Here is a 23,931-nt window from a genome sequence, read left to right on the forward strand (position 1 = left end):
TCACGCAGGGATGGCTCACAGGCCGAACAAAGGATTCGCACAAGAACCGCTCCTACGGTGGCCATCAAGCGTGCGGCAACACGATGAAGGAGCGAAGTGATGGCACAGGACCCGAGACCGACGTACGAGGGAAGGACTCTCCCCCGGCCCGACGAGGAGGTGGTCGACCAGGGACTCGGATTCGACCTCGGCACCCTCGCCAGCCGGCGGCACGTGCTCCGCGGCCTCGGCGTCGGCGCGGCGGTGCTCGGACTGGCCGCCTGCAGCAGCAACTCGTCGAGCAGCACGACGACAACCGCGGCCGACACCACGACGTCGACCAGCACCGGCGAGATCCCGGACGAGACGGCAGGCCCCTACCCGGGCGACGGGTCGAACGGTCCCGACGTGCTCGAGGAGAGTGGCGTGGTCCGCAGCGACATCCGCTCCAGCTTCGGCTCGGCCAGCGGCACCGCCCAGGGCGTCGCGATGACCCTCGAGCTGACCATCCTCGATATGGCCAACAGCGACGCCGCGTTCAAGGACGTCGCGGTCTACGTGTGGCACTGCGACCGCGAGGGGCGCTACTCGCTCTATTCCGAGGGCGTCACCGACCAGAACTACCTGCGCGGCGTCCAGATCGCCGACGACTCGGGCAAGGTGAAGTTCACCAGCATCTTCCCGGCCTGCTACACCGGGCGCTGGCCGCACATCCACTTCGAGGTCTATCCCACCCAGGCCGACATCACCGACTCGACCAAGGCCATCGCCACCTCTCAGGTCGCGCTGCCCAAAGACGTCTGCGACAAGGTGTACGCGACCACCGGCTACTCGGCCTCGGTGAGCAACCTCAGCCAGATCACCCTGGCGTCCGACAACGTGTTCGGCGACGACGAGGCGGCCCTGCAGATGGGTGCGGTCTCGGGCAGCGTCTCCAGTGGATTCACCGTGACATTGACCGCGAAGGTGGACACTACGACCACCCCGAGCGGCGGCTCGGCCCCGGGCGGCGGGAGCGGTCCCGGCGGCGGTGGCACCCCACCCAGCGGAGCGCCGCCGGCCAACTGAGTTCCGTAACCAGTTTTACTTGCCTGTAACAGAAGCATCGACAAGACTGACTACGTCGGACGCACCCCGCCGCCGAATCCCCCACCGGATCACCTCGGCCGTTCCCCGGACCGATACCGGCGCGGCGGCGAGGGTGCGCTCCTGCTTTCTGGTCAGAAGAGCCGCAGGCTCAGCCACAGCGCCAGCACGCCCGCGATCAGCGTCGGCGGCACGGTCGCGATGCCCAGCCGCAGGAAGTCGCGCGGGTCGGGCGCCGCGTCGTGGGTGTGCAGGATCTGCCGCCACAGCAGGGTGGCCAGCGAACCCACGTAGGTCAGGTTCGGGCCGACGTTCACCCCGATCAGCATGGCCAGCAACAGTCCCGGCCGCGACTCGACCACCGGCAGCAGGGCGAGCGTGGCCGGCAGGTTGTTGAGCAGGTTGGACAGCGCGGCGGCGAGGAAGGCGACGGCCAGCAGTCCGAGCAGGTCGGCGTGCTCGGGGGTGATCGCGCCGAGCAGCCGCTCGAGGCCGTGCTGCTGCACCGCGAGCACGACCACGCCGAGCGCCAGCACGAACGCGCAGAACGGCAGGTTGGCCTCGCGGACCAGCGTCCGGGGCGACACCCGGTGCGGCACGGCCAGGAAGAGTGCGCCGGCCACGGCGACCCAGGCCGGGTGCACGCCCAGCGGCTGCACGACGGCGAAGCCGACCAGGGTCGCGGCCAGCACGACCAGGGCGTATCGGGGCGCCGGGCCGTTGCCCGGATCGGGGCGCGGCTCTTCGCGTACGCGCAGATCGTCGCGGAACCAGAGGCGGAACACCAGGTACTCCACGACGATCACGGCCAGCCAGGGCAGCGTCATGTATGCCGTGAACCCGAGGAAGGTCAGCCCGCTGGCGGCGAACGCGAGCAGGTTGGTCAGGTTCGAGACGGGCAGCAGCAGCGAGGCCGAATTGGCCAGGTGGGCCGACGCGTACGAGTGCGGACGGGCGCGGGCCCCGACCCGGGCCGCGGTGGCCAGCACGACCGGGGTGAGCAGCACGACGGTCGCGTCCAGGCTGAGAAAAGCCGTGGTCAGGGCGGCCGCGACGAAGACCGCGGTGAGCAGTCGGGTCGGATCACCGCCGCCGATCCGGGCCGCGACCCGGCCGGCGTACCGGAAAACGCCGTGCTCGTCGGCCAGATGAGCGAGCACGAGAACGGCGGCGAGGAAGCCCACGGTCGGGCCGAGCTCGCGGAACTCGGCCACGGCGTCGTCCCACGAGACGAGCCCGACGGCGATCGCGAGGCCGGCGGCGGGCACGGCGGCAACCGCCTCGGGCAGGCCGCGCGGACGGACGACCGCGAAGGCCAGCACGGCGACCAGCAGGACCGCCGAGAAGATCAGTGGCACTGCGGCAGGCTACGAGCCCCCGGCCTCCGGCGCACCATCGAACAAGGCTTGAGCCCCTGAGACGGTGAGCACACGGGCAACCGAGCCCCCGGCGCCGACGACCCGATAGCCGGCGCCGAGCGCCACCGCCTCGTTGTAGCCGTCGATCAGCGCACCGAGCGCCTCCGAGTCGATGAAGCTGACCTCGGTGAGATCAACGGTGACCGTCGTGTGCGCACGCAGCGCGCCGACGATGGCCTCGCGCAGGTCGTCCCGCGCGTTGATGTCCAGCTCGCCGCTGGGGCGCAGGATCGCCGAGGTCCGGTCGATCTGGTAGGGGTCCGCCACGGGCGTATTTCTATCAAAGCCGCGCGGATTCAGCCCGGGAAGCTCGCCCAGACGTGCTTGGTGGTGTCGGTCATGTACCAGCCCACGTCGATCGCGAAAGTCTTCGTGAGCTGCAGTCCGAGCCCTCCGGCACCCAGCGGGCGGTCGCGGTCGACCTCGGGGAGCGTGCCCAGATCGTGATCAGCGACATCGAGGATCAGGTGTTCGCTCTCGCGCATCAGCCGCACCTCGGTCGGTGGCAGGCCGTGGCGCAGGGCGTTGGTGGCGAGCTCGGTGGCGACCACGGACATCCGGTCGAACAGGTCGTCGACCTCGTCGGTGTGCGTCTCGATGGCCTCGCGCAACGCCGCCCGCAGGCCGCGCAACTCGCCGAACGAGTCGAGCTTCCAGGAGCGCAGTACTGCCGCGGCCGGGTGGGGAGCTGAGGGGCGCAGGGCAGACATGGTGTCCATCATTCCCGTACGACCGGGTTTGACACTGGCCCGTGCGGGTTACCACCTTGGCCGTACGGCTTAATCAGCCCCAAAGGCCATCGACGCCCGTGCGCACGGCCACAAGATCCGCTACGTATATTTGCTATCACGCAAAGTAACTCATACTTTCGGCTAGTCTTTCTTCGACCTCTCGGCTAGGTTGGTCATACCGAACGGGCCAAGTGTGCGTGGTCGGAGGGGATCTCATCGATCTCCATCGACCGTGGATATAGGGACACCCGACCGACCGGGTCCAGCGCTTCATCTGGACCGACTCTCCGGAATGGTGCCAGGGAGGACCACAACATGACCGTCACCGAGACCACCAAGCAGGCGGAAACGGTTCCGGCCGCGGCGACCGCGCCCGCCGACAGTGCTGCCGAGTTGCTGAACGCGATGGCCGCGATGCCGACGGGTCACCCGTCGCGCGCCTCGCTCCGCGACCGGGCGATCGAGGCCTGGTTGCCTCTCGCCCGTCACCTCGCCCACCGTTACTCGGGCCGCGGCGAGCCCACCGACGACCTGATCCAGACCGCCACCGTCGGCCTGATCAAGGCGGTCGACAAGTTCGACCCCGAGCGTGGCGTCGACTTCGCCGGCTACGCGATCCCCACCATCATCGGTGAGATCAAGCGCCACTTCCGCGACCGTACGTGGTCGGTCCGGGTGCCCCGCCGTCTGCAGGAGCTGCGGCTGGCCATCACCGAGGCCAACGCCACGCTGACCCACTCGCTGGGCCGCTCGCCGACGGTCGCCGACGTCGCCATCCACCTGGGCGTCAGCGAGGAAGACGTACTGGAGGGCCTGGAAGGCGCTCGCGCCTACAACGCCACCTCGCTGTCCACCCCGATCAGCGCCGACGGCACCACCGAGCTCGGCGACACGCTCGGCGGCGAGGACTACGAATACGAGCTGGCCGAGACCCGGGTGGCCCTCGGCCCGGCGCTGGCGACGCTGGACGAGCGCGAGCAGAAGATCCTGACGCTGCGCTTCTACGGCAACCTGACCCAGTCGCAGATCGCCGACCAGATCGGCATCAGCCAGATGCATGTCTCGCGTCTGCTGACCAAGGCGCTGACCAAGCTGCGCGGCCAGCTGGCGAACGACACGCTGTAAGTCAGAGCAGAGATTTCGTGGCCGGCCCGGTTCGGGCCGGCCACGAGTGTGTCCGGGGTCAGGCGAGCGGCGTGATCGTGCTGTAGCCGCCGCCCAGCCGGAAGGCCGGCCGCAGGGTGGTGCCGGCGCCCGGCAGCAGCATCAGGCTGCCGGTCGACTTCTGCACGGCGGCCAGGTCGGGATAGCCGTCCCGGTCGAAGTCGCCCACGCCGATCAGGTCGCGCAGGTCGGTGGCACCGGTGCCGAGGGCCAGGCTCTTGCCGGTGAAGCCACCCTTCTTGCCGGTCCACAGATAGAGCTTGCCGTCGGCGTTCTTACGGGCGGCCAGATCGGGGAACCCGTCGCGGTTGAAGTCGCCCGCCCCGGCCAGTTCGGTCTTGTCGCCCCAGCCGCTGCCCACGAGCTTGCCGCCGCTGAGCTTGGAACCGGCCTGGCCGGAGTACAGATAGAGGTTGTTGCCCTTCGAGACGGCCAGCAGGTCGGGGTAGCCGTCGCCGGTCAGGTCGCCGATCGCGGTGATCTCGCGCAACACGTGGAAGCCGGCGCCCACCTTCTTGCGGGTGCCGAAGCCGGTGGTCGTACCGGGATAGAACCACAGGTCGCCGTTGGACTGGCGGGCGATCAGATCCTCGCGGCCGTCACGGTTGAGGTCGCCGATCCGCACGAACGCCGACATCGCGTTGAACCCGCTGATCAGCGTGCGCCGCTGGTTGAAGTCGACCAGCGAGCCGTTGCCCGGGAACGCCGACAGATAGCCGGTGGGCGACTTGCCCAGCACGTCGGACCAGCCGTTGCCGGTGAAGTCGGCCGCCTTGGTCTTGGGCAGCGGCGCGAAATCGACGTAGTCGTTGTCAATGTTGATCGTGACGCCGCCGTACGTCTCCTTGTGGCCGCCGCGATACTGCTTCATGCGCCGCTTGCCGGGCCAGACCGTGGCCGGGATCTGCGCGTCGGTGACCGTGACCTTGAGGTCCCAGCGGGCGAAGTCCACATAGTCGGGTCGCGTGTAGCCCGGCTTGGTGTAGGCCGCGACCTGGTCGGCGACCCCGGACGCGACGCTCGAGTAGAAGCCGGAGAAGTAGCCGTTGTCGTGCAGCCGGGCGGTCCACCCGTTCATGAAGGCGAGCACGCCCGCACGGCACACCGGGTCGTCGGTCCGGTACGACTCCATGTCATAGATGATCACGCTGTCGCGGGCCAGGCCGAGCGCGGTCGCCTGCACGATGGCGTCTTGGGCGGTGAGCCGGCCCTGGGTGTCGGCGTGCGCGTTGTCGATCGACGTGCGACCGGGGCCGATCGTCGTGCAGGTGGCCTGCGGCCCGACATAGAGCGGCAGCAGCTTCCAGCCCGCCTGCACCTGCTCCTTGACCCAGGCGTTGGTGAGCTGCGGCTGAGCACAGCCCCGGTTGACGCCGCCGATGTAGATGCCGATCGCCTTGTACGGCGAACTCGCCTTCCACGCCTTCATCGAGGCGCTCGGCGGGGCGGTGCAGGCGTCGAACGCGTACCCGGTGAAGGAACCCGGCTGGACCGTCGAGTAGGTCGCCGCGTCGGCTCGTTGCAGGGCGAACACGGACATGCCCACGACCACGGCACTGATGAGCGCGGTGATCGCCACCTTGCGACGGGACATGACTGCCTTCCTTGGCACCGGCCAAAACCCACCGAGCAAAGCAGTCGCCCCCTCAGGTCACCTCCACCGAACGGCCGGTCTGTCTCATCCGGGTGGTCAGCACCAGAACCCCGGCCAGGACCAGGGCGCCGACCTCCATCGCGGCCCCGACCAGCGGCGTCGCGTCGTATCCCCAGCCGGCGGCGATGGCCCGGCCGCCCAGGAAAGCGCCGGCCGCGTTCCCCAGGTTGAACGCCGAGACCGCCGCCGACGACACGATGAGGTTCTGCGCGTCACTGTCGGCCGCCGTGATCACCCGCGTGGTCAGTCCGGGGACGGTGGCGTACGAGACCACGCCCAGCGCGAACAGCGTGACGGCGGCCGGACCGCGGGCGTGCGAGGTGAAGGCGAACAGCACCAGCACGACCAGCATGGCGACCGACGCGACGACGATCGTGGTCATCAGCCGGTGGTCGGCCGCCCGGGCCCCGATCACGTTGCCGAGCACCAGGCCGAACCCGAAGAGCACGAGCAGCCACGGCATCGCCCCCGACCCGAAGCCGGCCACCTCGGTCATCAACGGCGCCACATAGGTGAAGGGCGCGTAGACGGCACCGAACGCGAGCGCGGTCATGCCGAGCGCCAGCCAGACTCTCGAATCCCGGAACGCGGCCCACTGGGGGCGAGCTCCCGACGGCGCTTCCCGGGCCGGGATGAAAGCCGCGACCGCCAGCGCTGCCGCCAGTCCGAGCAGCGCCATCGCCCAGAACGTGGCCCGCCACCCCAGCTGCTGACCCAGGAACGTGCCCAGCGGCACCCCGGCCACGTTGGCGATCGTGATGCCGCTGAGCATGGCCGCGATCGCACTGCTGCGCCGGTCGGGACGCACGAGGTCACCGGCGACGATGGTGGCGATGCCGATGAACGAACCGTGGCAGAGCGCGGCCACCACCCGCCCGGCCATCATCAGGCCGAACCCGGAGGCCACGGCCGACATCAGGTTACCCACCACGAACAGGCCGAGCAGGGCGATCAGCACCGGCTTGCGGCGCCGGCCGGCGACCACGGCGGTGAGCACCGGTCCGCCGATGACGACGCTCAGGGCGTACCCGGAGATCAGCAGGCCCGCGGTGGGGATCGAGACGCTGAACTCGGCGGCGATCTCGGGCAGCAGGCCGGTGATGACGAATTCGGTCATGCCGAGCGCGAACGTGCCGGCCGCCAGGGCGCCGAGCGCGAGCGGGGATCGCGAGACCATTCGGACACTTTCACAGAGGGCGCACAGTTTTGCCACACCCTGAAGAAAGTCGCGGGATCGATCGTGGACGGCATGAACCCAGTGGTCGACATCGTCATCCCCGTCTACAACGAAGCCGCCGACGTCGAGCGCAGCGTGCGCCGCCTGCGCGACTATCTGCTCGCGGTCTCGCCGTTCCCGTTCCGCATCACGGTCGCGGACAACGCCAGCACCGACGACACCCCGCTGATCGCCGGCCGGCTCGCGGTCGAGCTGCCCGAGGTGACCGCGGTCTATCTGGCACAGAAGGGCCGCGGCCGGGCGCTCAAATACACCTGGCTGAATTCGGACGCGGCCGTGCTCGCGTACATGGACGTGGACCTGTCGACCGACCTGGCCGCGCTGCTGCCGCTGATCGCCCCGCTGATCTCCGGGCACTCCGATGTGGCGATCGGGTCCCGGCTGCGGCGCGGGTCGCGAGTGGTGCGCGGGCCCAAACGGGAGTTCATCTCGCGCAGCTACAACCTGCTGCTGCGGGCCTCGCTGGGAGCCCGGTTCACCGACGCGCAGTGCGGCTTCAAAGCGATCCGGGCCGAGGTCGCGCGCGAGGTGCTGCCGCTGGTGCAGGACACCAACTGGTTCTTCGACACCGAACTGCTGGTGCTGGCCGAGCGGGCCGGACTGCGGACGCACGAGGTGCCGGTCGACTGGGTGGACGACCCGAACAGCAAGGTCGACATCGTGGCCACCGCCCGCGAGGACCTGCGGGGCATCGCGCGGCTGCGGCGTACGCTGCCGAACCTGCCTTTGGCCGAGGTGCGGTCTCGCCTACAGTTCGAGCGTGGAGCCCGCGTTCGTGCTGCATGACCACCGCAAGCCCCGGCCGCATTTCGACCTGCGGCTCGAGGAGGACGGGGTGCTGCGCTCGTGGGCGGTGCCGCGCGGCCTGCCCACCGAGCCGGGACGCAACCGGCTGGCCGTCGCGGTGCCCGACCACGACCTCGATCACCTCACCTATACCGACCAGGACAAATCGATCGCGGACATCGGTTGGTGGGAGCAAGAGGACCGGAACGACAAACGGTTCGTCTTCACTCTGCACGGGCGCGCGGGGTCGCACCGGTACGCGCTGATTCACACCGACGGGGTCAATTGGCTCCTGCACCGTACAAAGGACCAACCGCAGTAGTGACTCCGAGAGGTCCGCGGGCCCGGCCCCCGCTACGGTTGAGGCGATGCCACCTCCTGCCGATCTACCCGGATTCCTGCACGGAGTCGCCCCGATCCTCGACCGTTGGGGCTATTTCGCCGTCGCCGGGGTGATCGGGGTCGAGAGCTTCGGCGTCCCCGCTCCTGGTCAGACGATTATGGTGGCCGCGGCGGTCTACGCCGGGGCGGGCCGGTTGAACATCTTCGCCGTCGCCGCCATCGCCTTCGTCGCCGCCGTGCTGGGCGACAACATCGGCTACTGGATCGGCGTCCGCGGCGGTCGCAAACTCGCCCTGCGCTGGGGCAAATACATCTTCCTGACTCCGGAACGGCTGGCTCGGGCCGAAGGCTTCTTCGCCCGGCGCGGCGGCCGGGTCGTGATGATCGCCCGCTTCATCGACGGGTTGCGCCAACTGAACGGCGTGATCGCCGGCATCACGGCGATGCCCTGGCGTACGTTCCTGATCTACAACGCGATCGGCGCCGCACTGTGGGTCGGCGTCTGGACCACGGTCGCCTATCTGTTCGGCACCCACCTGGTCGAAATCATCGAGCACGCCCACAAATACAAGTGGTTCGCACTCACCGCCATCGTCCTCGCCGTCGGCGGCTACGTGGTCCTGCACGTCCGGCACATCCGGCGCCGCAAGGCCCGGAGCAGCACCGATGCCGCAGCGATGGAGGACACAGCTTCTTGATTGCCGAGCGGTGACGCGGGTAGGAATGACGGTTTAACGGAAGGAGACGCTGTGAGTACCAAGCAGCTCGACCGCCGCCGAGACCAATCGGCCACCGCGAACGCCACCGCGGAGCGGACCAGGACGACTGTTTCCGAGCTGGCCAACCGGCTCAGCACCAACGCCGACCTGACCCGGCAGCAGACGCAGGCGCTGCGCAACGCCGAGGCCGAGGCCAAGCGGCTGAAGCGGTCCCTCAAGACCGCCGCCCGCGACAAGGATCGCCTCACCAAGGCCCACAAGAAGGCCGTTTCCCGGGCCGAAAAGGCGCAGACCAAGGCCGCCTCGCTCGAGGCGAAGTACGGCAAGAGCCTGCTGGCCGACCTGATCCAGCGGGAGAAGGAGCGGGACCGCGCCGCCGCGTCCGCACCGGTCAGCCCCGCGCTGCCCGCCGTCGTGCCCCCGGCTCCGGCGCCGGTTTCGGCCGCCGTCGAGGCTCCGGCCGAGGTCGAGGCCCCGGTCGAGCCGCAGACGGCCCGCGCCACCGCCGCCCGCTCGACCGCGCGCAAGGCCGCCGCGTCCGCCGCCACCACGCCGCGGAGCGCCGCCACCACGCCCCGCACCGCCGCGGCCACGCCCCGCACCCCGCGAGCCCCGCGCAAGACGGCCACGGTGGTCGAGACGGCCCCGGCCACGACCCGGCGTCGCGCCGCCCAGCGCTGAGCCGAACCGACGATCGGCGCCCGCACCACGCGGGCGCCGATCAGTAGGTGCTGTATCGGCTGAGCTCCTCCACCCCGCAGGCCAGAATCAGCCGCGGGTCGACCCGGCCCCGCAGCCGGCGCACGTCGAACTCGAACTTCACCGCGCGCCACATGCTGTACCGCTGCTTGATGTGCGCCACCCGCTCACCGTCGACGGTGAAGTGGAAACGCCGCCTGGTCCAGCTGCGCGACAGCAGGTCGGCGTTCTCGAGATGGTCGGCCACGCTCGACAGCCTGGTCTCCTCCATCAACGCGACCTCGTCGCCCGACGGGTCGAGGATCCGGGTCCGGGCGCGGCCGAACGGGCCGTTCGCGATCTCGAGCCGGCCGACCACCAGGCCGAGCCGGTTGTCGAGGACGTCGTAGTGGTGTTGCTTGCGGTGGGCCACGATGAGGGTGGCGCCGGCCGGGGCGAGGTTGTAGAGCAGCGGGCCCTCGGGCAGACCCGACCAGTACTTGCCCGACTCCCGCATCACGGCCATCAGGGGCCGGCCGCCGGCCCACAGGAGCAGCTGTTCGGGGCTCCTCCGCCGGACCAGGCCGTCGGTCGCTCGCCAGACCACCTCGTCGACGCCGACGTTGAACTGGTCGCGACGTCGCGTACGGAAGTGGTACGTCCCGGTGAGCACCTGTTCCGGCCAGGCGGCCCGGACCTCGGCGCTCACCATGTGCTGTAGTGCGCGAGCTGCTGGACACCGCAGGCCAGCACCAGGCGCGGGTCGAGCCGGCCGGCCAGCCGGGAGACGTCGAACTCGAACTCGTCGTACCAGAAATGGAACCGCTGCCGGATCCGCGCGACCGGCCGGCCGTCGACGGTGAACGTCAACCGCTTGGCCTCGAGACGGGTGTTCATCGGCAGCCAGCCGCGCACGGTCGACGCCACCGACTCGCGCATGAGGCCGACCAACCGGCCCGACGGGTCGTAGATCTGTGTGTGGGAGCGTTCGAACACCCCGTCCGTCCGCTCGATCCGGCCGATCACCATGTCGAGCCGGTTGTCGAGCACGTCGGCCGACCGGGTCCAGGAGACGACCTCCCGCCAGTCGGAACGGGTGCGCACGGCAGCGGCCCGGTCGACCAGGCCGAGCAGCCCGGACGGCGGGTTCATGGGCCGGGTCGGCCGGTCGTGCTGGATCAGCGTCAGCAGCGGGCCGGGCGGATCGAGGTGGTAGACCTTGGGACCGCGGGGCATGTGCGGCCAGAATCCGCCGGTGTGCTGCAACACGGCCATCACCGACCGGCCGCCGATCCGCAGGTGCAGCTGCTTCTCGGTCCGCTGGTCGGCGACGTCGAAGCTGATCTCGCGGATCAGGTTGTCGAAGATCTCCTCGAGATCGTCACGCCGCCGGGTGCGGAACGAGTAGCGCCCACTCAGGATCTGCTCCGGCCACCCCGACCGGAGCGTATCGATCTGCATGAGTAGGACGGTAGATCGTCCCCACAACCGGCGATCAGGCGCCGGCGCCGCCCGGGGCCTGGCCGCCCGGCATGTTGCCGCCGGGGGCGCCGCCGCCCTGCTGGGTGGTGGAGGCGATGTCGGTGTCGGTGATCGTGGTGGCCGTGGCGGTCGAGTCGGCGCTGGTGGCCACGATCTGCACGGTGTGGCCGGTCTCGACGTCGGCGATCGCGTCGGCCCCGTTGTCGACGGTGGTGGAACTGGTGATGACGTAGGTCTTGCTGTAGCCGTCGGTGCTCTTGACCGTGATCGAGTCGCTGCTCACGGCCGACACGGTGCCGGTCTGGGTCAGCATCGTCGTGCCCTCGGAGGTCGTGTACTCGCCGTGGATCGACGTGGTGGTCGTGCCGCCGCCCATCGCGCCGCCTGGGCCGCCCTGACCGAAACCGCCGCCGCCCGGGCCCTGGGCGGTAGTAGCGGACGAAGAGCCGCCGGTCGCGGCCATCACTCCCGCCGTTACGCCGGCGCTGGCCACCGCGACCGCCACGAGTGCCCCAGCTGCGGCGAGCTTGGCCTTACGCGGGCGCGGCGTTTCCGGCTGAGGACCGGACGGGGGCGGGGTCCAGGCCGGCGGCGCACCCTCGGCGTGGGCCGGGCGCCAGCTCTGCGTGGATCGGTCGTCGATGGTCATTTCGTGGGTCTCCTCGGGAAGTGTCGGGGCTACCTAGGAGACTGGGCGGGCGGACTATGCACGACCTGTGGAGGCTTTAGGTGAGCGATATCAACGTGGCGACCGTCCGGGCGATCCTCTTCGACATGGACGGCACGCTCGTCGACTCCGACGGTGCGGTGCTGCGCTCATGGCTGTCGTGGGCGTCCGAATACGGCGTCGACGGCCACCAGGCGTACGAGATGGCGCACGGCAGCCCGAGCGCGACGACCGTACGGAAACTTCTGCCCCATCTCGACGAGGGCGCCCGGGCCGTGGCGTCGGCCCGTCAGCTCGAGCTGCAGTACGACGACCTTTCCGACGTGCACCCGACGCCGGGCGCGCCGGAACTGCTCGCGCTGCTCACCCGGCGCGGCCTGCCGTGGGCCGTGGTCACCAGCGCCGACACCCGGCTGGCCAAGGCGCGGCTGGGTGCGGCCGGCATCGAGGCGCCGGTGCTGGTCACGACCGACGACATCGCGGCCGGCAAGCCCGACCCGGAGGGTTACCGGCGGGCGGCCGAGCTGCTCGGGGTCGACCCGGCCGACTGCCTGGTGGTCGAGGACGCCGAGGTGGGACTCCAAGCCGGACGGGCCGCGGGCGCGCGCACGGCCGCACTGCGGGGGCTCGACGGCGACGTACGGCTGGAAACGCTTTTCGATCTTGCCCGTCTGCTCGGTTAAAACGGTCAGCCCGGCAGGTCGTCGAGGAAGTCGGCGGTCGGCACGAAGAACAGCGATCCGGTCACCGCGGTCGAGAAGTCCAGGATCCGGTCGTACGTGCCGTAGGGGTCGCCCAGGAACATGCGGCGCAGCATGAGCTCGGGCACGTCGGGGGTGGCGGCGTAGGCGATGTAGTAGGTGCCGAACTCGCCCTCCTTGACCGACCCGAACGGCATGTTGTCGCGCAGGATCTTGAGCTCGTTGCCGTCCGGGTCTTCGACCGTGTTCAGCGCGACGTGCGAGTTCGGCGCCTTCTCGTCGAGTTCGACGTTGTCGAGCTTGGTGCGGCCGATCGCGGCCTCCTGCTCCTCGACCTTGAGCGCGTTCCAGGCCTCGAGGTCGTGCACGTATTTCTGCACGAGCACGTAGGTGCCGCCCTGAAAGGGACCGTCGTCGATCAGCACCGCGTCCATCGCCTTGGCGCCGGTCGGGTTTTCGGTGCCGTCGACGAAGCCGAGCAGGTCGCGCTCGTCGAAGTATTTGAAGCCGTGCGTCTCGTCGACGATGTCGCCCGCGTCGCGCAGCCGCCCAGCGATCTTGGCGGCCAGCTCGAAGCAGACGTCCATCTGCCCGGCCCGAATGTGGAACAGCAGGTCACCGGGGGTGGAGGGCGCGCTGTGGGCCGGACCGGTCCAGGCCCGGAACCGGTGCAGCCCGGGCGGGCGCGGACCGGTGAACAGGCGGTCCCACAGGTCGGCCCCGATGCCGGTGACGCACGACAACTGGGCCGCGGGCAGACGGAAGCCGACCGTCCGCTGCAGGCCGCTCAGGTCTTCGAGCAGATCCCGGACGGCCGGCTCGCCGCCCGGGCGGACGGTGGCCACGAGAAAGATGGCGGCGTCGGTGAGCGGAGCCAGCACCGCCTGGGACTCGACGGTCGGTGCCACGGATCGGGGCGCGGTCATGCGCCGCAGTCTAGAACCGGATCAGAACGCGGCGAAGCGATGCCGATCACGACCGTCGATCGTGGTGAAATCGCCTCCGGCCTCGATCGTGCCGGCCACGTGGTTGACGCTGAGCACGCGAACGCCGACCACGCCGTTGCCGGCCGGTGCCCAGGCGGCGAGCTGACCCTTGTCGGTCACCGCGGCGAACTTCAGACGCGGCCGGGCTCCGTCCACGCAGCCACCCTTGTCACCGTTGCGCTCGGTCAGGCAGGCGTTGTCGAAGTGCCCGCCGACATAGGTGATGCCGCCCGTGGTCACGATCGCCGCCGCGTCCCCGTCGAAGACGCGTTGCCAGCGCATCGCCCCGGTGTAGCTGTAGGAGATGGCCCGGCCGCCCTGCCCGGCCGTGGCCACGTGCACCCCGGTCGGGTCGAGCGCGATCGCGCGGACCTCGGCCGGCACCCGCGGCTTGAACTTGGCGTCGGGCACCCCGCTGGTGCCGTTGACCGTGGCCAGCCGCAGCGTGCCCTTGAGGGCGCCGACGATGTGGAAGCCGCCGCCGAGATAGACCCGCGAGCCGGTGACCGCGATCGCGTGCACGGTGCCGTCGGCGACCGGGTGCCAGAGCTTGTCGAGCTTGCCGGTGGTCAGCGAGAAGGCGGCCAGGTTGCTGCGCTTCTCGCCGGTGACCTGGGTGAAGCTGCCGCCCAGATAGAGCCGGCCGTTGCCGGTGGCGAGCGCGTACGGCGTACCGGAAAGGGTGTGTTTCCAGGAACGCACGGTGCCGTTGGTGGGGTGCAGACGGGCCAGGGAGTCCCGGGCCTCGCCGCTGACGGCGTGGAAGTCGCCGGCCGCATAGACGCTGTCGTCGGTGGCGGCCAGGGCCCGGACCACGCCGTCGGCGCTGGGCGCCCAGTCGAGCAGCTCGCCGGTACGCGAGTCGAAGGCGGCCAGCCGCTCCCGGGGATAGGTCCGGCCGCCCGCCTTGGCCGAGGTGAACGAGCCGCCGACATAGGTCGTCGCACCGCGGTGCGTGATCGCGTAGACGCTGCCGTTGAAGGTGGGCGTGGTCGAGCGGGCGGACGGAGCGGCCGGCGCGGCGGACGCCGGGAGGAGCGAGGCGAGCAGGGCTAGGACAATCAACGCGAAACGTGGCACAAGGTCTTAACCGTCATGCGTCCGGGAAAGTCTCGGTACATCCTGTGAATCGAAAAGCTCGTGCGGAGCCTCGTGCTCGAGCTCGAGGCTGCGGGTGCGCAGACCCAGCATGGCCAGCCACTCGACCAGTTGATGATGCACGGCGTCCGGGCCGTCGAGGTGGGGCTCGGTGACCGGCCAGCGAGCCGGGTGCACCAGCACGGCCTCGGTCTGCCAGCCGCCCAGTCCACCGTGCGAACCGACCAGCTCTTCGAACGCGGCGACCTCCTCGGTCACCGGGTCGACACAGCTGATCAGCACGAGGTCGCCCACGTGCTCGGCCTCCTGGTGACGCAGCAGGTCGTGGCGCGCGCGTGGGCCGTACGGGAGCAAAGGGTCTATGCCTTGGATCTGGCCGTCGCTCAGGCGGTGACTGCCGGACGTGCCGATCGCGACCGGCCCGTCGTGGTCGCGCACGATCACCAGACCGACCCCGGGATGCGCGGCCAGGCCGTGGATGAGGCGCGGATATTCCCGGTCGATCGCGGCCCGGTCGAGCCGCTCGGGAAAGCGGGTCAGATAGAGCAGCGCCAGGTTGCCCGACGAGACGACGAGAAGGGGGGCGACCGGGTGCGGGGGCAGATCGGCGGCGTCGGACTCGGAGGGCACCGCCGGGGCCTCGGCCTCGTCACCGGCCGAGAAGCGCTCGACCACCTCGTCCAGGCTCTCGCCGTAACGCTGGCGGAACGTCGCGCCCTGGCTCTGCCCGTGATCCGAGAGCACCACCAGGTGATAGCGGCGGGCCGCCTCGGGAGCCAGCCGCTCGAGCACGCCGAGCATGCGGTCGAGGCTCTCGAGCTGGCGCATCGACTCGGGGCGGGCCGGACCGGCGTGATGGGCGACCTCGTCGTAGTCGACCAGGTCGCAATAGATGGCCGGGGCGCCGCGGGCCATCTGCTCGGCGATCAGCGAGACGTTCACGTCGCGCAGCAGCATCGACGCCGGGCGCAGGGCCAGGAACGCGCCGGAGCGGCTGACCCGGGGCTGCAGGTTGCGGCGGCGCTGCTGGCGAGCCTGGTGCAACTCGGTGATGACCTCGCCGACGCCCAGCACGAGGGCGCGGGTGAAGCCGTACGGGGAGGCCATGAACGCCGCCCACCCCCGCGCCGACCGGCCCGGCAGCGCCGCGTGGCTCACGGTGAGCAGGCTGACCGCGGCATCCCCGCTGAACGCGTTGCCGATGCTGACCCCGCCGTCGCGCAGCAACCCGCGGCCGTCGCTGAGCCGGGGCTCGAGCACGGCCGCGTCGCGCGGGCGGTTGGTCACCATGAGCTGGCCGGTGTCCTTTTCGAACCACCGGAACGCCGGGATCTGCCGGGTCGCGCCGTGCAGGATGCCGGCCTGCGAGGCGGGCGTGGTCGAGGGCAGGCCGGTGTGCCAGCCGCGCATCGTGTGGCTGCCCGAGCGCAGCCAGTGGCCCAGCGTGGGCAGGTTGCCGGCCCGTACGGCCCACCGCAGCACCGGCTCCGACAGACCGTCGAGCTGCACCATGAGCAGGCCCGGCTCGGTGCCCGGAGGTGGCCGGCGGAAGGTGAGGAACGGGCCGCCGGCGATCCGGGCCTGACGGCGGCGCACGCCGCGCATGAGCCGCCGGGCCTCGCGGGCGAACGTGTCGTCGGTGCCGCTGTCGGCCATCCAGTCGACGATCGCGGCGAACACGATGGCCAGGATCGCGGTGATCACCAGGGAGGGCAGGCCGCTGATCCGGTTGGCCGGGTCGAGCTCGAGCGCGACCACGATCACCACGATCTGGGCGATCACGCCGAGCAGCATCGCGCCCCACCCGCCGAGCACGGTGATGCCCAGCAGCAGCAGTGGACGCAGCACGGCCCCCACGCCGGCCACGATCGCGACCAGGCCCAGGGTGTCGATGATGTCGTTGCTCTCGACCCCCGGCATCAGCCACAGCGTCACGGTGAGCACGACGAAGGTCACCACGGCGCTGCGCAGCACGGCCCGCAGCCGGTTGAGGATGCGCCGCCAGCTCAGCAGCACACGCAGCTCGGCCCGCCAGCTCCGGAGCATCGGGGCGACAGGGGGTTCGTGCGGGCTGATGGCCACTGCCAAACAATGGCACAGCCCCTTTGGATACACCCGGACGAGTGATCATTTGTGGCGCGCTTGTCCCGTCCGGATAGCTTCGGAGCGGTGCGCGCCCGATTCGCCTTGATCATCCTTATTCTGCTCGGCCTGGCCGGCTGTGACTCCCCGTCACCGGCGCCGGTGCCCGCGCCCGACACTCCGGCGAAGGTGGTCGGCTACTTCACCAACTGGGGTGTCTACGCCCGTGACTTCCAGGTGAAAGATCTCGACACGAGCGGGACCGCGGCCAAACTGACCCATTTGCTGTACGCCTTCGGCAAGGTCGACGGGGGCACGTGCACCGCCTCCGACCGCTGGGCCGACTACGAGAAGCCGATCGAGGCGGGCCGGAGCGTGGACGGTGTCGCCGATGAGGCCAAGACCCCACTGCGTGGCAACATCGGCCAGCTCCGCAAGCTCAAGGCCGAGCACCCGGGGCTCAAGGTGCTGTGGTCGTTCGGCGGCTGGACCGGATCGGCGGGCTTCACCGCGGCCGCGCGCGACCCCGAGGCCTTCGCGAAGTCGTGCCACGACCTGGTCACCGACCCACGATGGGACGGCGTGTTCGACGGCATCGACGTCGACTGGGAGTATCCGAACGCCTGTGGCGAGACCTGCGACAAGAGCGGTCGCGAGGCCCTGAGCCGGCTACTGACTCCGCTGCGCACGGCGTTCGGTGCCGATGCGCTGATCACGGCCGCGGTCCCGGCCGACGGCGCCAAGCTGGACGCGGCCGACTACCGGGCCGCGTCGGAGTCGGCGAACTGGCTGAGTGCGATGACCTACGACTACTTCGGGGCGGGCGGCGCCGACGTCAAGAAGGTGGAGAAGACCGCGCCGCATTCACCGCTCAGTGCCACCACGGCCACCGTGGAGAAGCTGCTGACGCTCGGTGTCCCGCCGTCGAAGGTGCTGCTGGGCATCGGCTTCTACGGCCGCGGGTGGGCCGGGGTGACCAGCGCCGAGCCCGGCGGCGACGCGACCGGCCCGGCCGCCGGACGCTACGAGAAGGGGCTCGAGGACTACGAGTTCCTGGTCAAGCGCTGCCCGCCGACCGGCACGGTGGACGGCACGGCGTACGCGCACTGCGGCGATCAGTGGTGGTCCTACGACACCCCGCAGACGATCAAGGGCAAGATGGCGTACGCCCGCAGCAAGGCGCTCGGCGGGGCGTTCGCATGGGAGCTCTCCGGCGACACCCCCCAGGCCGACCTGCTGAACGCGGTCTCCGCGGGGCTCAACGGCAGTTAACCGACCCGGACCCAGATGTTGTCGAGGGCGCCGTTGAACTGGTCGTTGTCGTAGTAGGCGCCCTTGCCGCCGATGCTCAGCGGGCGGTTGTTGGTGATCGAGAGCCGGGCCGGGATCCGGATCCGGCCGCGCAGCACGTTGTCGACCCAGACCGAGAGGGTGCCGCCGATCCGCGCGCAGCGGACCCGGTGCCAGCGCCCGTCGGCCACCGTGACCGGGCTGGTGACCATCCGGATCCGCGGCATCCGGTCGCCCACCAGCACGCAACTGGGACGCCCGGCGACGCCGTCGACCTGCAGCTTCCACTGGCTGCCGCGGGTCGAGTAGCCCTTCTGCACCACGTTCTGGCCCTTGCTGGTCCACGTCGGGCGCAGAAAGACGTCGGCACCGTACGCGATGTCGCGCCGCCCCGGGTTGAGGCCGGCCGTCGACGGGGTCTGCAACGCCGCGTGCGGGCAGATCTTCTGCAGGCAGTGTGGCGGGAAGAGGACCGCCGTGCCGGTTCCGTGCGCTATCTGCCGTACGACTCCCCCGTGCCCCGAGACCACGTGCAGGCCGTGGCCGCGGCCCGAGGTGTCGAGGATCGAGCCGTTGAAGACGTACCGGGCCATCAGCGTCGGCGGATCCTCCTGGGCCCGGGCCGGTGTGCCGACGGCGACGACAGCGGCGACCACCAGCCCGGCGAACCACCATGAGCGCATACCCAATTATGGACTAATCTCTTTTTTCGGTCTCGGGTGATGCGCTGTCGAGGGGGACGGCGTCACCCGGCACCAGCCCCAACTGGACCCCCTGCTTGGGCAGCACGGCGTCGAGCAACCAGTCCGCGGCCACCCGCACCCGGTTGCCCGGCATCGAGAGCAGGTGATATCCCCGCGTCACGACCTTGGCGGGCAGACCCTTCAGCGGTACGCCGAGCGGGTTGGCGGCCGAGTCGAGCCCGCCCAGGTCGACGACGAAACCCAGATCGTGATGCCGATAGGGGCGACGACGACCCTGCCCGTACGAGGCCGCGATGTTCTTCGCCACGGCGGTGCCCTGACGGGTGGCGTGCTGCGCCGTCATCCCGGTGATCTCGCCCGGCCGGGTCAGGTCGGGCACCGCGGCCGCGTCGCCGATCGCGTAGACATCGGGGTGACCGGGGACGTTGAGGTATTCGTCGACCACCACCCGCCCGCTCTTCAGGGGCAGCCCGGTGCCCTCGACCACCGGATCCGGCCGCACACCGACGCACCAGATCAGTGAGCGGGTCGGCACGAAGTCGCCGGTGGACAGGTGCACACCGTCCTCTGTGGCTTCCTTGACGCTCGTACGCAGAAGCAGCTCGACCCCACGCTCCCGCAACACCTCGTCGGCGGCGACGCTCAGCCGCTCGTCGAGGCTCGGCAACAACCGGTCGGCCGTGTCGAGCAGCAGCCAGCGCACCTTGCCGCGCAACTCCTCACGCTGGGCCGCGAGCGCCTCGGTGAACAGCACCCCCTGCGCCGCCACCTCGGTGCCGGTGTAGCCGGCGCCGACCACGACGAAAGTGCACCGGGCCCGCCGTTCTGCCTCGGTCGGGGCGTTGACCGCGAGCTCGATCTGCCGGGTGATGTGGTCGCGCAGATAGAGCGCCTCGGGGATGCCGCGGAAGCCGTGCGCGTATTCGGTCACGCCGGGCACCGGCAGCAGTTTGTTGACGCTGCCGGCCGCGATGACCAGACGGTGATAGCCGAGCGAGCCGGCCCGCCCCTCGGGGTCGCGATAGGTGATCCGGCGATGGTCCAGATCAAAACCGTCGACCTGACCGAGCACCTGCCGTACGCCCGGCAGCGTGGCCTGAAGCGACACGGTGACCCGCCGCGGTTCGAGAATGCCCGCCGCGACCTCGGGCAGCAGCGGCAGATAGAGGAAGTAGTCGGTCGGGTTGACCAGGACGATCTCGGCGCCACCACGGGACAGCCGGGTCAGCTCCCGGGCCGCGGTGAAGCCGGCGAACCCAGCTCCGACGATGACGATGCGAGGGCGTGCCATGCGGGTCCTCCGTCCCGGGCGCGTCGGGCGCGCACCACGTCGACGCTACCCGCGAATCCGCCCGGGGTAACCGTTCGGGGGAGGGTCTAAATCGACCGTTCGGCTGTCGACCACGGGGCGCCGATCCGGCGTCTAGATATGCGCTGATCGGTGCCCACACGGGGTGGCATCGCGCGGCGAAGATGCAGGTCGGTGCCCACACGGGGTGGCATCGCCCGGCGTCGGACGGGTGGAGAGGGGTGGACGTGACCGGCAGTGCGGTGGTTGAGCCGCCTGGGTACGCTCACGTCTCCCTCGACACCTCGAACGGACACCTTCGAATGGACGCCCGTGAGGCCGACTACGCGCAGTTCGTCCGCACGCGGACACACGCGTTGTTGCGCTCGGCGTACCTTTTGACCGGTGATCAGCACCTCGCCGAGGATCTGGTGCAGGAGGCGCTCGCCCGCACCCACCGGGCCTGGCAACGCCTCGAGCGGGTGGAGAATGCCGAGGCGTACGCGCGCAAGGTCATGTACCACGCTCAGGTGTCGTTCTGGCGCCGTCCCAAGGTCGCCGAGGTGCTGCCGGCCGACTTCGAGCCCGACCGCAGTCCGGGCGCCGACGACCACGCCGACGCCGCCGTCGAGCGGCTCGTGCTGCGTCGCGCCCTGCTCACCCTCAGCCCCAAGCAGCGCGCGGTGATCGTGCTGCGCTTCTTCGAGGATCACACCGAGGCCGAGTCGGCCCAGTTGCTCGGGGTCTCGGTCAGCACGGTGAAGACCCAGACCGCCCGCGCCCTCGACCGGCTCCGCGCCCTGCTGCCCGACCTGTCCGTGCTGACCGAGGTGCCGGAGGCGGGCCGATGACCGCCGAGCACGACCGGCTCCGGGATTCGCTGCGCGATCTCGCCGACGTCGCCGAGCCCACCGACATGTACGACCGGGCGATGCACCGCTCCCGCCGGATCGCCCGCAAGGAGACGGCGATCGGCACCGGCGCCGCCGTGCTGGTGCTCGTCGCGCTGGGCAGCGGGTTGTGGCAGATCCCGAACTCCAAGCAGCAGAACATCCCGGTCGCGGGCGCACCGCAACCGTCGTGGTCGTCCTCACCGTCGGCGGCGGCGACCGCCGAGAGCCCGGGGGCCGAGCCGACCGAGACGACCGAACAGTCCTCCGGCTCGGCCGGGCGGCCTTCTCGGCACCACGGTGGCCCGGCCCAGGCCCCGCCGACGGTCAAGCCGAAGTCCCGCACGCTGGCCGACCTGCCCGGGCACGTCTTCTACACCGGCCGGGGCAGCAACCCCGACGTCGTGCGCATGTCGCCCGGGCGGGGCCGCAGCCAGGTCGTCCTGTCCAACGCGCCGTCGTCGGTCGGCATCTCGCCCGACGGCCTGCGCATCGCCTATGTCACCGACGGCAAGCTGATGGTCAACTCGTCCGACGGCGAGGTGAAGCAGGTGGCCAGCGATGTCCAGGCGTCCAGCCAGGCGCCGGTCTGGTCGCCCGAGGGCGGACGCCTGCTGGTGGCCGCCGCCTCCTCCCCGGGCGTGCTCGACCTGGAGTCCGGCGCCATCACCGCACTGCCCGAGCCGCTCGCCTCGGGCCAGCATTTCCGCTGGTCGGGCGACGGCAGCACGCTGGTCTACGCGACCTCCTACTGCGGGCTCAAGGTGGCCGGGAGCGAGGACGGGACGAGCGCGTCGGTGCCCGTGCTGGGCGACCGGCAGCTGCAGGACAACCCGGACGAGCTGGCCGCGTGCAAGCCGACCAGCGTCGATGCCACCGGCCGCCGGGTGACCGTTCCCCTGCAGTCGACCGGCGAGAGCACGACCGGCACCGACACGGCCGACGCGGTGGTCGACACGGCGACCGGCGATCTGGCGGTGCTGCCGGTGGCCGGCACCGTGGTCGGAGCGGTCTTCGACCCCGAGGGCAACCTGCTCGTACGCACCGAGAACGACGGCAAGACCATGCTGTCGCTCTTCGACTCCGGCAACGCTCTGAAGGTGCAGGCGGAAGAGCCTTCCTCCGTACGCGGTCTGGATCTGCTCGCTTACACCCGCTGAACCCCGGCGCCGCCCGGCCGGGAGTGGAAGCATGATCTAGATGGCCGTGCAGCAGCAGACCGCCCGGCCCACGACCGGGCTGCCACCGTGGTGGCGGCGTGGCCCCGCCGTGGCCGCCCTCGTCGTCGCCGTTCTGGGCGTCGAACTGGTGCTGGGCTGGCCGGCGCTGGTCGGCGCGGTGACCCAGCTGCGCGCGCCGCACTGGAACTGGGTGGCCGCCGCGGTCGCCGCCGAGCTGGCCTCGATGGGTACGTACGCGCGCATGCAGCGGGCCCTGTTGCGCGGCGCCGGCACCCGGATCAGCATCCGCCGGCACGTGGCCACCGCGTACGCGGCCCATTCGCTGAGCGCCACCCTGCCCGGCGGCCCGGTCTTCTCGACCACGTTCAACTTCCAGCAGCTGCGCCGTTTCGGCGCCTCCGCCGCGGTGGCGTCCTGGTGTGTCGCGCTCAGCGGGGTGCTCTCGACGGGCGCGCTGGTGGTGATCGGCGCGGTCGGCGGCCTGCTGGCGCGTAACACCGGCAGCTGGCACACCCTGGTCTTCTACGGCGTGGGCGCGGTGGTGGTCGCTTTCGGCGTACGCCAGCTGGCCGAACACCCGCAACTGCTCGACCGCCCGGTCCGGGCCGTGCTGGGCGGGGTCAACCGGGTGCGCCGGCGGCCGCCCGAGCACGGTCACGACCGGCTGCTGGGCTTCGTCGAACAGCTGCGCGAGGTCCGGGTGCACCCGGCCAGCTTTGCCGTCGCGGTGGTGCTGGCCCTGCTCAACTGGCTGTTCGACGCGCTCTGCCTGTGGCTCTGCTGCGTGGCCGTGGGCGCCGGGCAGATCAACCCGGTCGGCCTGGTCATCGCCTACTGCGCCGGGATGGCCGCGGCCAGTGTGCCGATCGTGCCCGGTGGGCTGGGTGTGGTCGACGCCGCGCTGGTGCTCGGCCTGATCGCCGGTGGCCTGGTCAGCTCGTACGCGGTGGCCGCGGTCGTGCTCTACCGCCTGATCAGCTTCGGTTTCATCATCGGCCTGGGCTGGCTGGTGTGGCTGGTGATCCGCCGCCGGCAGCGCCGTTGATCAGCTCTTGCGGCCGAACAGCTTCCAGCCGCGCTTACGGGCCTCGGGCGCGGGCGCGGCCTCGCCGTTCAGCACGGCCAGGTGGTGCTGGGCGACCGGGTTCTCCGGCTCCATCCGCAGCGAGGTGAGCAGCGCCTGCCGGGCCTGGTCGGTGTGGCCGAGGGACTCCAGCGTCACGCCGTGGGTGTAGTAGTAGTGCGCTTCGGTCGGGTCCAGGCCGATCGCCGTACGGGCGGCCTGCTCGGCGTCCGCGTAGTGCCGGTCGGCCGCGAGCAGGGCCCAGGCGACCCGGTCGTGCCAGAGCGCGTTCCGCGGGTCGGCGATGACCGCGCGGTAGGCCATGGTGACGGCGTCCTCGTGCCGGCCGAGCACGGTCAGCGCCCGGCTCGACAGGGCGAGCGGCCGCGGTTCACCGGCGTCGAGCTGGATGGCGTGGTCGGCCGCGTCGAGGGCGCCCTCCGCCTCGTCGAGGGCCAGCCGCAGCCGGGCCAGCAGGATCCAGCCCTCGCGCGCGCCGGGGTCGGTCTTGAGCACGGGCAGCAGCGTGGCCACGGCCTGTTCGAGCTCGAGCTGTTCGAAGAGCGTGGCGGCCTGAGCGATCGCCACCTCGGTGGGGCCGTTGAAGGCACGCGGGCCGGCGGAGAGCGGCCGGTCCGCGTCCGGCGGCTGATCGGGGTCGGCCGGAGTGACGGGCCGCTGGGGGTAGGCGGTCACATCACGATA

Annotated in this window: 23 protein-coding genes and 2 pseudogenes; 11 read left to right on the forward strand and 14 right to left on the reverse strand. The window is 70.7% G+C overall.

Features of this window, described 5'->3' with window-relative positions; translation table 11 throughout:
- Positions 1 to 99: 99 nt before the first annotated feature.
- Positions 100 to 1,047 carry a dioxygenase family protein gene (locus KOI35_RS28720; RefSeq protein ID WP_215791760.1) on the forward strand — a complete coding sequence of 316 codons (948 nt, stop codon included), beginning with the start codon at positions 100 to 102 and terminating at the stop codon, positions 1,045 to 1,047.
- 152 nt (positions 1,048 to 1,199) lie between these two features.
- Here KOI35_RS28720 and KOI35_RS28725 read toward each other — a convergent pair whose 3' ends face one another.
- Genes KOI35_RS28725 through KOI35_RS28735 form a run of 3 tightly spaced genes read right to left on the reverse strand, consistent with a single transcriptional unit; the run spans position 1,200 to position 3,193 of the window.
- Positions 1,200 to 2,423, reverse strand: a complete 1,224-nt coding sequence (locus KOI35_RS28725; protein ID WP_215791761.1) for an SLC13 family permease — start codon at positions 2,421 to 2,423, stop codon at positions 1,200 to 1,202.
- A 9-nt stretch (positions 2,424 to 2,432) separates the two neighbouring features.
- The gene (locus KOI35_RS28730; protein ID WP_215791762.1) at positions 2,433 to 2,750 is read right to left on the reverse strand and encodes an STAS domain-containing protein; all 318 of its coding nucleotides are present in this window, start codon (positions 2,748 to 2,750) and stop codon (positions 2,433 to 2,435) included.
- A 29-nt stretch (positions 2,751 to 2,779) separates the two neighbouring features.
- Positions 2,780 to 3,193, reverse strand: coding sequence for an ATP-binding protein (locus KOI35_RS28735; protein WP_215791763.1), 414 nt, complete (start codon positions 3,191 to 3,193; stop codon positions 2,780 to 2,782).
- A 336-nt stretch (positions 3,194 to 3,529) separates the two neighbouring features.
- Between KOI35_RS28735 and KOI35_RS28740 the strand changes: the two genes are divergently transcribed.
- Positions 3,530 to 4,339: an RNA polymerase sigma factor SigF gene (locus tag KOI35_RS28740; protein ID WP_215791764.1), complete on the forward strand. Its 810-nt coding sequence runs from the start codon at positions 3,530 to 3,532 to the stop codon at positions 4,337 to 4,339.
- A 58-nt stretch (positions 4,340 to 4,397) separates the two neighbouring features.
- Here the strand turns inward: KOI35_RS28740 and KOI35_RS28745 are convergent, their stop codons facing one another.
- Together KOI35_RS28745 and KOI35_RS28750 are read right to left on the reverse strand one after the other, a co-directional pair.
- Entirely contained in the window at positions 4,398 to 5,972 is a 1,575-nt protein-coding gene (locus KOI35_RS28745; protein WP_215791765.1) for a glycoside hydrolase domain-containing protein, read from the reverse strand.
- Between the two features lie 52 nt (positions 5,973 to 6,024).
- Entirely contained in the window at positions 6,025 to 7,209 is a 1,185-nt protein-coding gene (locus KOI35_RS28750) for an MFS transporter (RefSeq protein ID WP_215791766.1), read from the reverse strand.
- 72 nt (positions 7,210 to 7,281) lie between these two features.
- Here KOI35_RS28750 and KOI35_RS28755 point away from each other — a divergent pair.
- From KOI35_RS28755 to KOI35_RS28770, 4 genes and pseudogenes are all read left to right on the forward strand, one after another.
- Positions 7,282 to 8,019 (forward strand): annotated as a pseudogene (locus KOI35_RS28755) (dolichyl-phosphate beta-glucosyltransferase); the annotation flags it as partial.
- Positions 8,020 to 8,029: 10 nt separating this feature from the next.
- Positions 8,030 to 8,377 carry a DNA polymerase ligase N-terminal domain-containing protein gene (locus KOI35_RS28760; protein WP_215791768.1) on the forward strand — a complete coding sequence of 116 codons (348 nt, stop codon included), beginning with the start codon at positions 8,030 to 8,032 and terminating at the stop codon, positions 8,375 to 8,377.
- Between the two features lie 46 nt (positions 8,378 to 8,423).
- Entirely contained in the window at positions 8,424 to 9,095 is a 672-nt protein-coding gene (locus tag KOI35_RS28765; protein WP_215791769.1) for a DedA family protein, read from the forward strand.
- Between the two features lie 51 nt (positions 9,096 to 9,146).
- Entirely contained in the window at positions 9,147 to 9,797 is a 651-nt protein-coding gene (locus KOI35_RS28770) for a hypothetical protein (RefSeq protein ID WP_215791770.1), read from the forward strand.
- 40 nt (positions 9,798 to 9,837) lie between these two features.
- Here KOI35_RS28770 and KOI35_RS28775 read toward each other — a convergent pair whose 3' ends face one another.
- Genes KOI35_RS28775 through KOI35_RS28785 form a run of 3 tightly spaced genes read right to left on the reverse strand, consistent with a single transcriptional unit; the run spans position 9,838 to position 11,925 of the window.
- Positions 9,838 to 10,506 (reverse strand): LURP-one-related/scramblase family protein, encoded by a 669-nt coding sequence (locus KOI35_RS28775; protein WP_215791771.1) that lies wholly within the window; start codon positions 10,504 to 10,506, stop codon positions 9,838 to 9,840.
- A complete protein-coding gene (locus KOI35_RS28780; RefSeq protein ID WP_215791772.1) occupies positions 10,500 to 11,255 on the reverse strand; it encodes a hypothetical protein in 756 nt (251 codons plus the stop codon). The genes KOI35_RS28775 and KOI35_RS28780 overlap by 7 nt, the downstream gene beginning before the upstream one ends.
- A 34-nt stretch (positions 11,256 to 11,289) precedes the next feature.
- A complete protein-coding gene (locus KOI35_RS28785; RefSeq protein ID WP_215791773.1) occupies positions 11,290 to 11,925 on the reverse strand; it encodes a hypothetical protein in 636 nt (211 codons plus the stop codon).
- 80 nt (positions 11,926 to 12,005) lie between these two features.
- Here KOI35_RS28785 and KOI35_RS28790 point away from each other — a divergent pair, with 80 nt between their 5' ends.
- Positions 12,006 to 12,626, forward strand: coding sequence for an HAD-IA family hydrolase (locus KOI35_RS28790; protein WP_308121194.1), 621 nt, complete (start codon positions 12,006 to 12,008; stop codon positions 12,624 to 12,626).
- A 5-nt stretch (positions 12,627 to 12,631) separates the two neighbouring features.
- Here KOI35_RS28790 and KOI35_RS28795 read toward each other — a convergent pair whose 3' ends face one another.
- Genes KOI35_RS28795 through KOI35_RS28805 form a run of 3 tightly spaced genes read right to left on the reverse strand, consistent with a single transcriptional unit; the run spans position 12,632 to position 16,774 of the window.
- Positions 12,632 to 13,570 carry a Dyp-type peroxidase gene (locus KOI35_RS28795; RefSeq protein WP_215791774.1) on the reverse strand — a complete coding sequence of 313 codons (939 nt, stop codon included), beginning with the start codon at positions 13,568 to 13,570 and terminating at the stop codon, positions 12,632 to 12,634.
- 21 nt (positions 13,571 to 13,591) lie between these two features.
- Positions 13,592 to 14,695 carry an NHL repeat-containing protein gene (locus tag KOI35_RS28800; protein WP_246613915.1) on the reverse strand — a complete coding sequence of 368 codons (1,104 nt, stop codon included), beginning with the start codon at positions 14,693 to 14,695 and terminating at the stop codon, positions 13,592 to 13,594.
- Positions 14,696 to 14,716: 21 nt separating this feature from the next.
- Positions 14,717 to 16,774 (reverse strand): alkaline phosphatase family protein, encoded by a 2,058-nt coding sequence (locus KOI35_RS28805; protein WP_215791776.1) that lies wholly within the window; start codon positions 16,772 to 16,774, stop codon positions 14,717 to 14,719.
- A gap of 180 nt (positions 16,775 to 16,954) precedes the next feature.
- On the opposite strand from KOI35_RS28805, the pseudogene KOI35_RS28810 reads away from it, so the two are divergent.
- Positions 16,955 to 18,082 (forward strand): annotated as a pseudogene (locus KOI35_RS28810) (glycoside hydrolase family 18 protein); the annotation flags it as partial.
- On the opposite strand, the gene KOI35_RS28815 reads toward KOI35_RS28810, so the two are convergent.
- Positions 18,079 to 18,783 carry a laminin G domain-containing protein gene (locus KOI35_RS28815; protein ID WP_215791777.1) on the reverse strand — a complete coding sequence of 235 codons (705 nt, stop codon included), beginning with the start codon at positions 18,781 to 18,783 and terminating at the stop codon, positions 18,079 to 18,081. The pseudogene KOI35_RS28810 and the gene KOI35_RS28815 sit on opposite strands and share 4 nt — an antisense overlap.
- A gap of 13 nt (positions 18,784 to 18,796) precedes the next feature.
- A complete protein-coding gene (locus KOI35_RS28820) occupies positions 18,797 to 20,095 on the reverse strand; it encodes an NAD(P)/FAD-dependent oxidoreductase (RefSeq protein ID WP_215791778.1) in 1,299 nt (432 codons plus the stop codon).
- Positions 20,096 to 20,415: 320 nt separating this feature from the next.
- Between KOI35_RS28820 and KOI35_RS28825 the strand changes: the two genes are divergently transcribed.
- From KOI35_RS28825 to KOI35_RS28835, 3 genes are read left to right on the forward strand one after another with little or no spacing between them, the layout of a single operon-like run.
- Positions 20,416 to 20,943, forward strand: a complete 528-nt coding sequence (locus KOI35_RS28825) for a SigE family RNA polymerase sigma factor (RefSeq protein WP_215791779.1) — start codon at positions 20,416 to 20,418, stop codon at positions 20,941 to 20,943.
- A complete protein-coding gene (locus KOI35_RS28830) occupies positions 20,940 to 22,142 on the forward strand; it encodes a TolB family protein (RefSeq protein WP_215791780.1) in 1,203 nt (400 codons plus the stop codon). The genes KOI35_RS28825 and KOI35_RS28830 overlap by 4 nt, the downstream gene beginning before the upstream one ends.
- Positions 22,143 to 22,182: 40 nt before the next feature.
- Positions 22,183 to 23,208, forward strand: coding sequence for a lysylphosphatidylglycerol synthase transmembrane domain-containing protein (locus tag KOI35_RS28835; protein ID WP_215791781.1), 1,026 nt, complete (start codon positions 22,183 to 22,185; stop codon positions 23,206 to 23,208).
- Here the strand turns inward: KOI35_RS28835 and KOI35_RS49055 are convergent, their stop codons facing one another.
- Positions 23,209 to 23,922, reverse strand: a complete 714-nt coding sequence (locus tag KOI35_RS49055) for a tetratricopeptide repeat protein (protein WP_215791782.1) — start codon at positions 23,920 to 23,922, stop codon at positions 23,209 to 23,211.
- Positions 23,923 to 23,931 lie beyond the last annotated feature (9 nt).

Source organism: Paractinoplanes bogorensis (assembly GCF_018829635.1).
Lineage (GTDB): Bacteria > Actinomycetota > Actinomycetes > Mycobacteriales > Micromonosporaceae > Actinoplanes > Actinoplanes bogorensis.

Coding starts and splice junctions, on each gene's coding strand:
- KOI35_RS28720 (WP_215791760.1), top strand. CDS start 100: ATGGCACAGGACCCGAGACCGACGTACGAGGGAAGGACTCTCCCCCGG.
- KOI35_RS28735 (WP_215791763.1), bottom strand. CDS start 3,193: ATGTCTGCCCTGCGCCCCTCAGCTCCCCACCCGGCCGCGGCAGTACTG.
- KOI35_RS28740 (WP_215791764.1), top strand. CDS start 3,530: ATGACCGTCACCGAGACCACCAAGCAGGCGGAAACGGTTCCGGCCGCG.
- KOI35_RS28745 (WP_215791765.1), bottom strand. CDS start 5,972: ATGTCCCGTCGCAAGGTGGCGATCACCGCGCTCATCAGTGCCGTGGTC.
- KOI35_RS28750 (WP_215791766.1), bottom strand. CDS start 7,209: ATGGTCTCGCGATCCCCGCTCGCGCTCGGCGCCCTGGCGGCCGGCACG.
- KOI35_RS28765 (WP_215791769.1), top strand. CDS start 8,424: ATGCCACCTCCTGCCGATCTACCCGGATTCCTGCACGGAGTCGCCCCG.
- KOI35_RS28775 (WP_215791771.1), bottom strand. CDS start 10,506: ATGGTGAGCGCCGAGGTCCGGGCCGCCTGGCCGGAACAGGTGCTCACC.
- KOI35_RS28780 (WP_215791772.1), bottom strand. CDS start 11,255: ATGCAGATCGATACGCTCCGGTCGGGGTGGCCGGAGCAGATCCTGAGT.
- KOI35_RS28785 (WP_215791773.1), bottom strand. CDS start 11,925: ATGACCATCGACGACCGATCCACGCAGAGCTGGCGCCCGGCCCACGCC.
- KOI35_RS28795 (WP_215791774.1), bottom strand. CDS start 13,570: ATGACCGCGCCCCGATCCGTGGCACCGACCGTCGAGTCCCAGGCGGTG.
- KOI35_RS28805 (WP_215791776.1), bottom strand. CDS start 16,774: ATGCTCCGGAGCTGGCGGGCCGAGCTGCGTGTGCTGCTGAGCTGGCGG.
- KOI35_RS28815 (WP_215791777.1), bottom strand. CDS start 18,783: ATGCGCTCATGGTGGTTCGCCGGGCTGGTGGTCGCCGCTGTCGTCGCC.
- KOI35_RS28820 (WP_215791778.1), bottom strand. CDS start 20,095: ATGGCACGCCCTCGCATCGTCATCGTCGGAGCTGGGTTCGCCGGCTTC.
- KOI35_RS28825 (WP_215791779.1), top strand. CDS start 20,416: ATGGACGCCCGTGAGGCCGACTACGCGCAGTTCGTCCGCACGCGGACA.
- KOI35_RS28830 (WP_215791780.1), top strand. CDS start 20,940: ATGACCGCCGAGCACGACCGGCTCCGGGATTCGCTGCGCGATCTCGCC.
- KOI35_RS28835 (WP_215791781.1), top strand. CDS start 22,183: ATGGCCGTGCAGCAGCAGACCGCCCGGCCCACGACCGGGCTGCCACCG.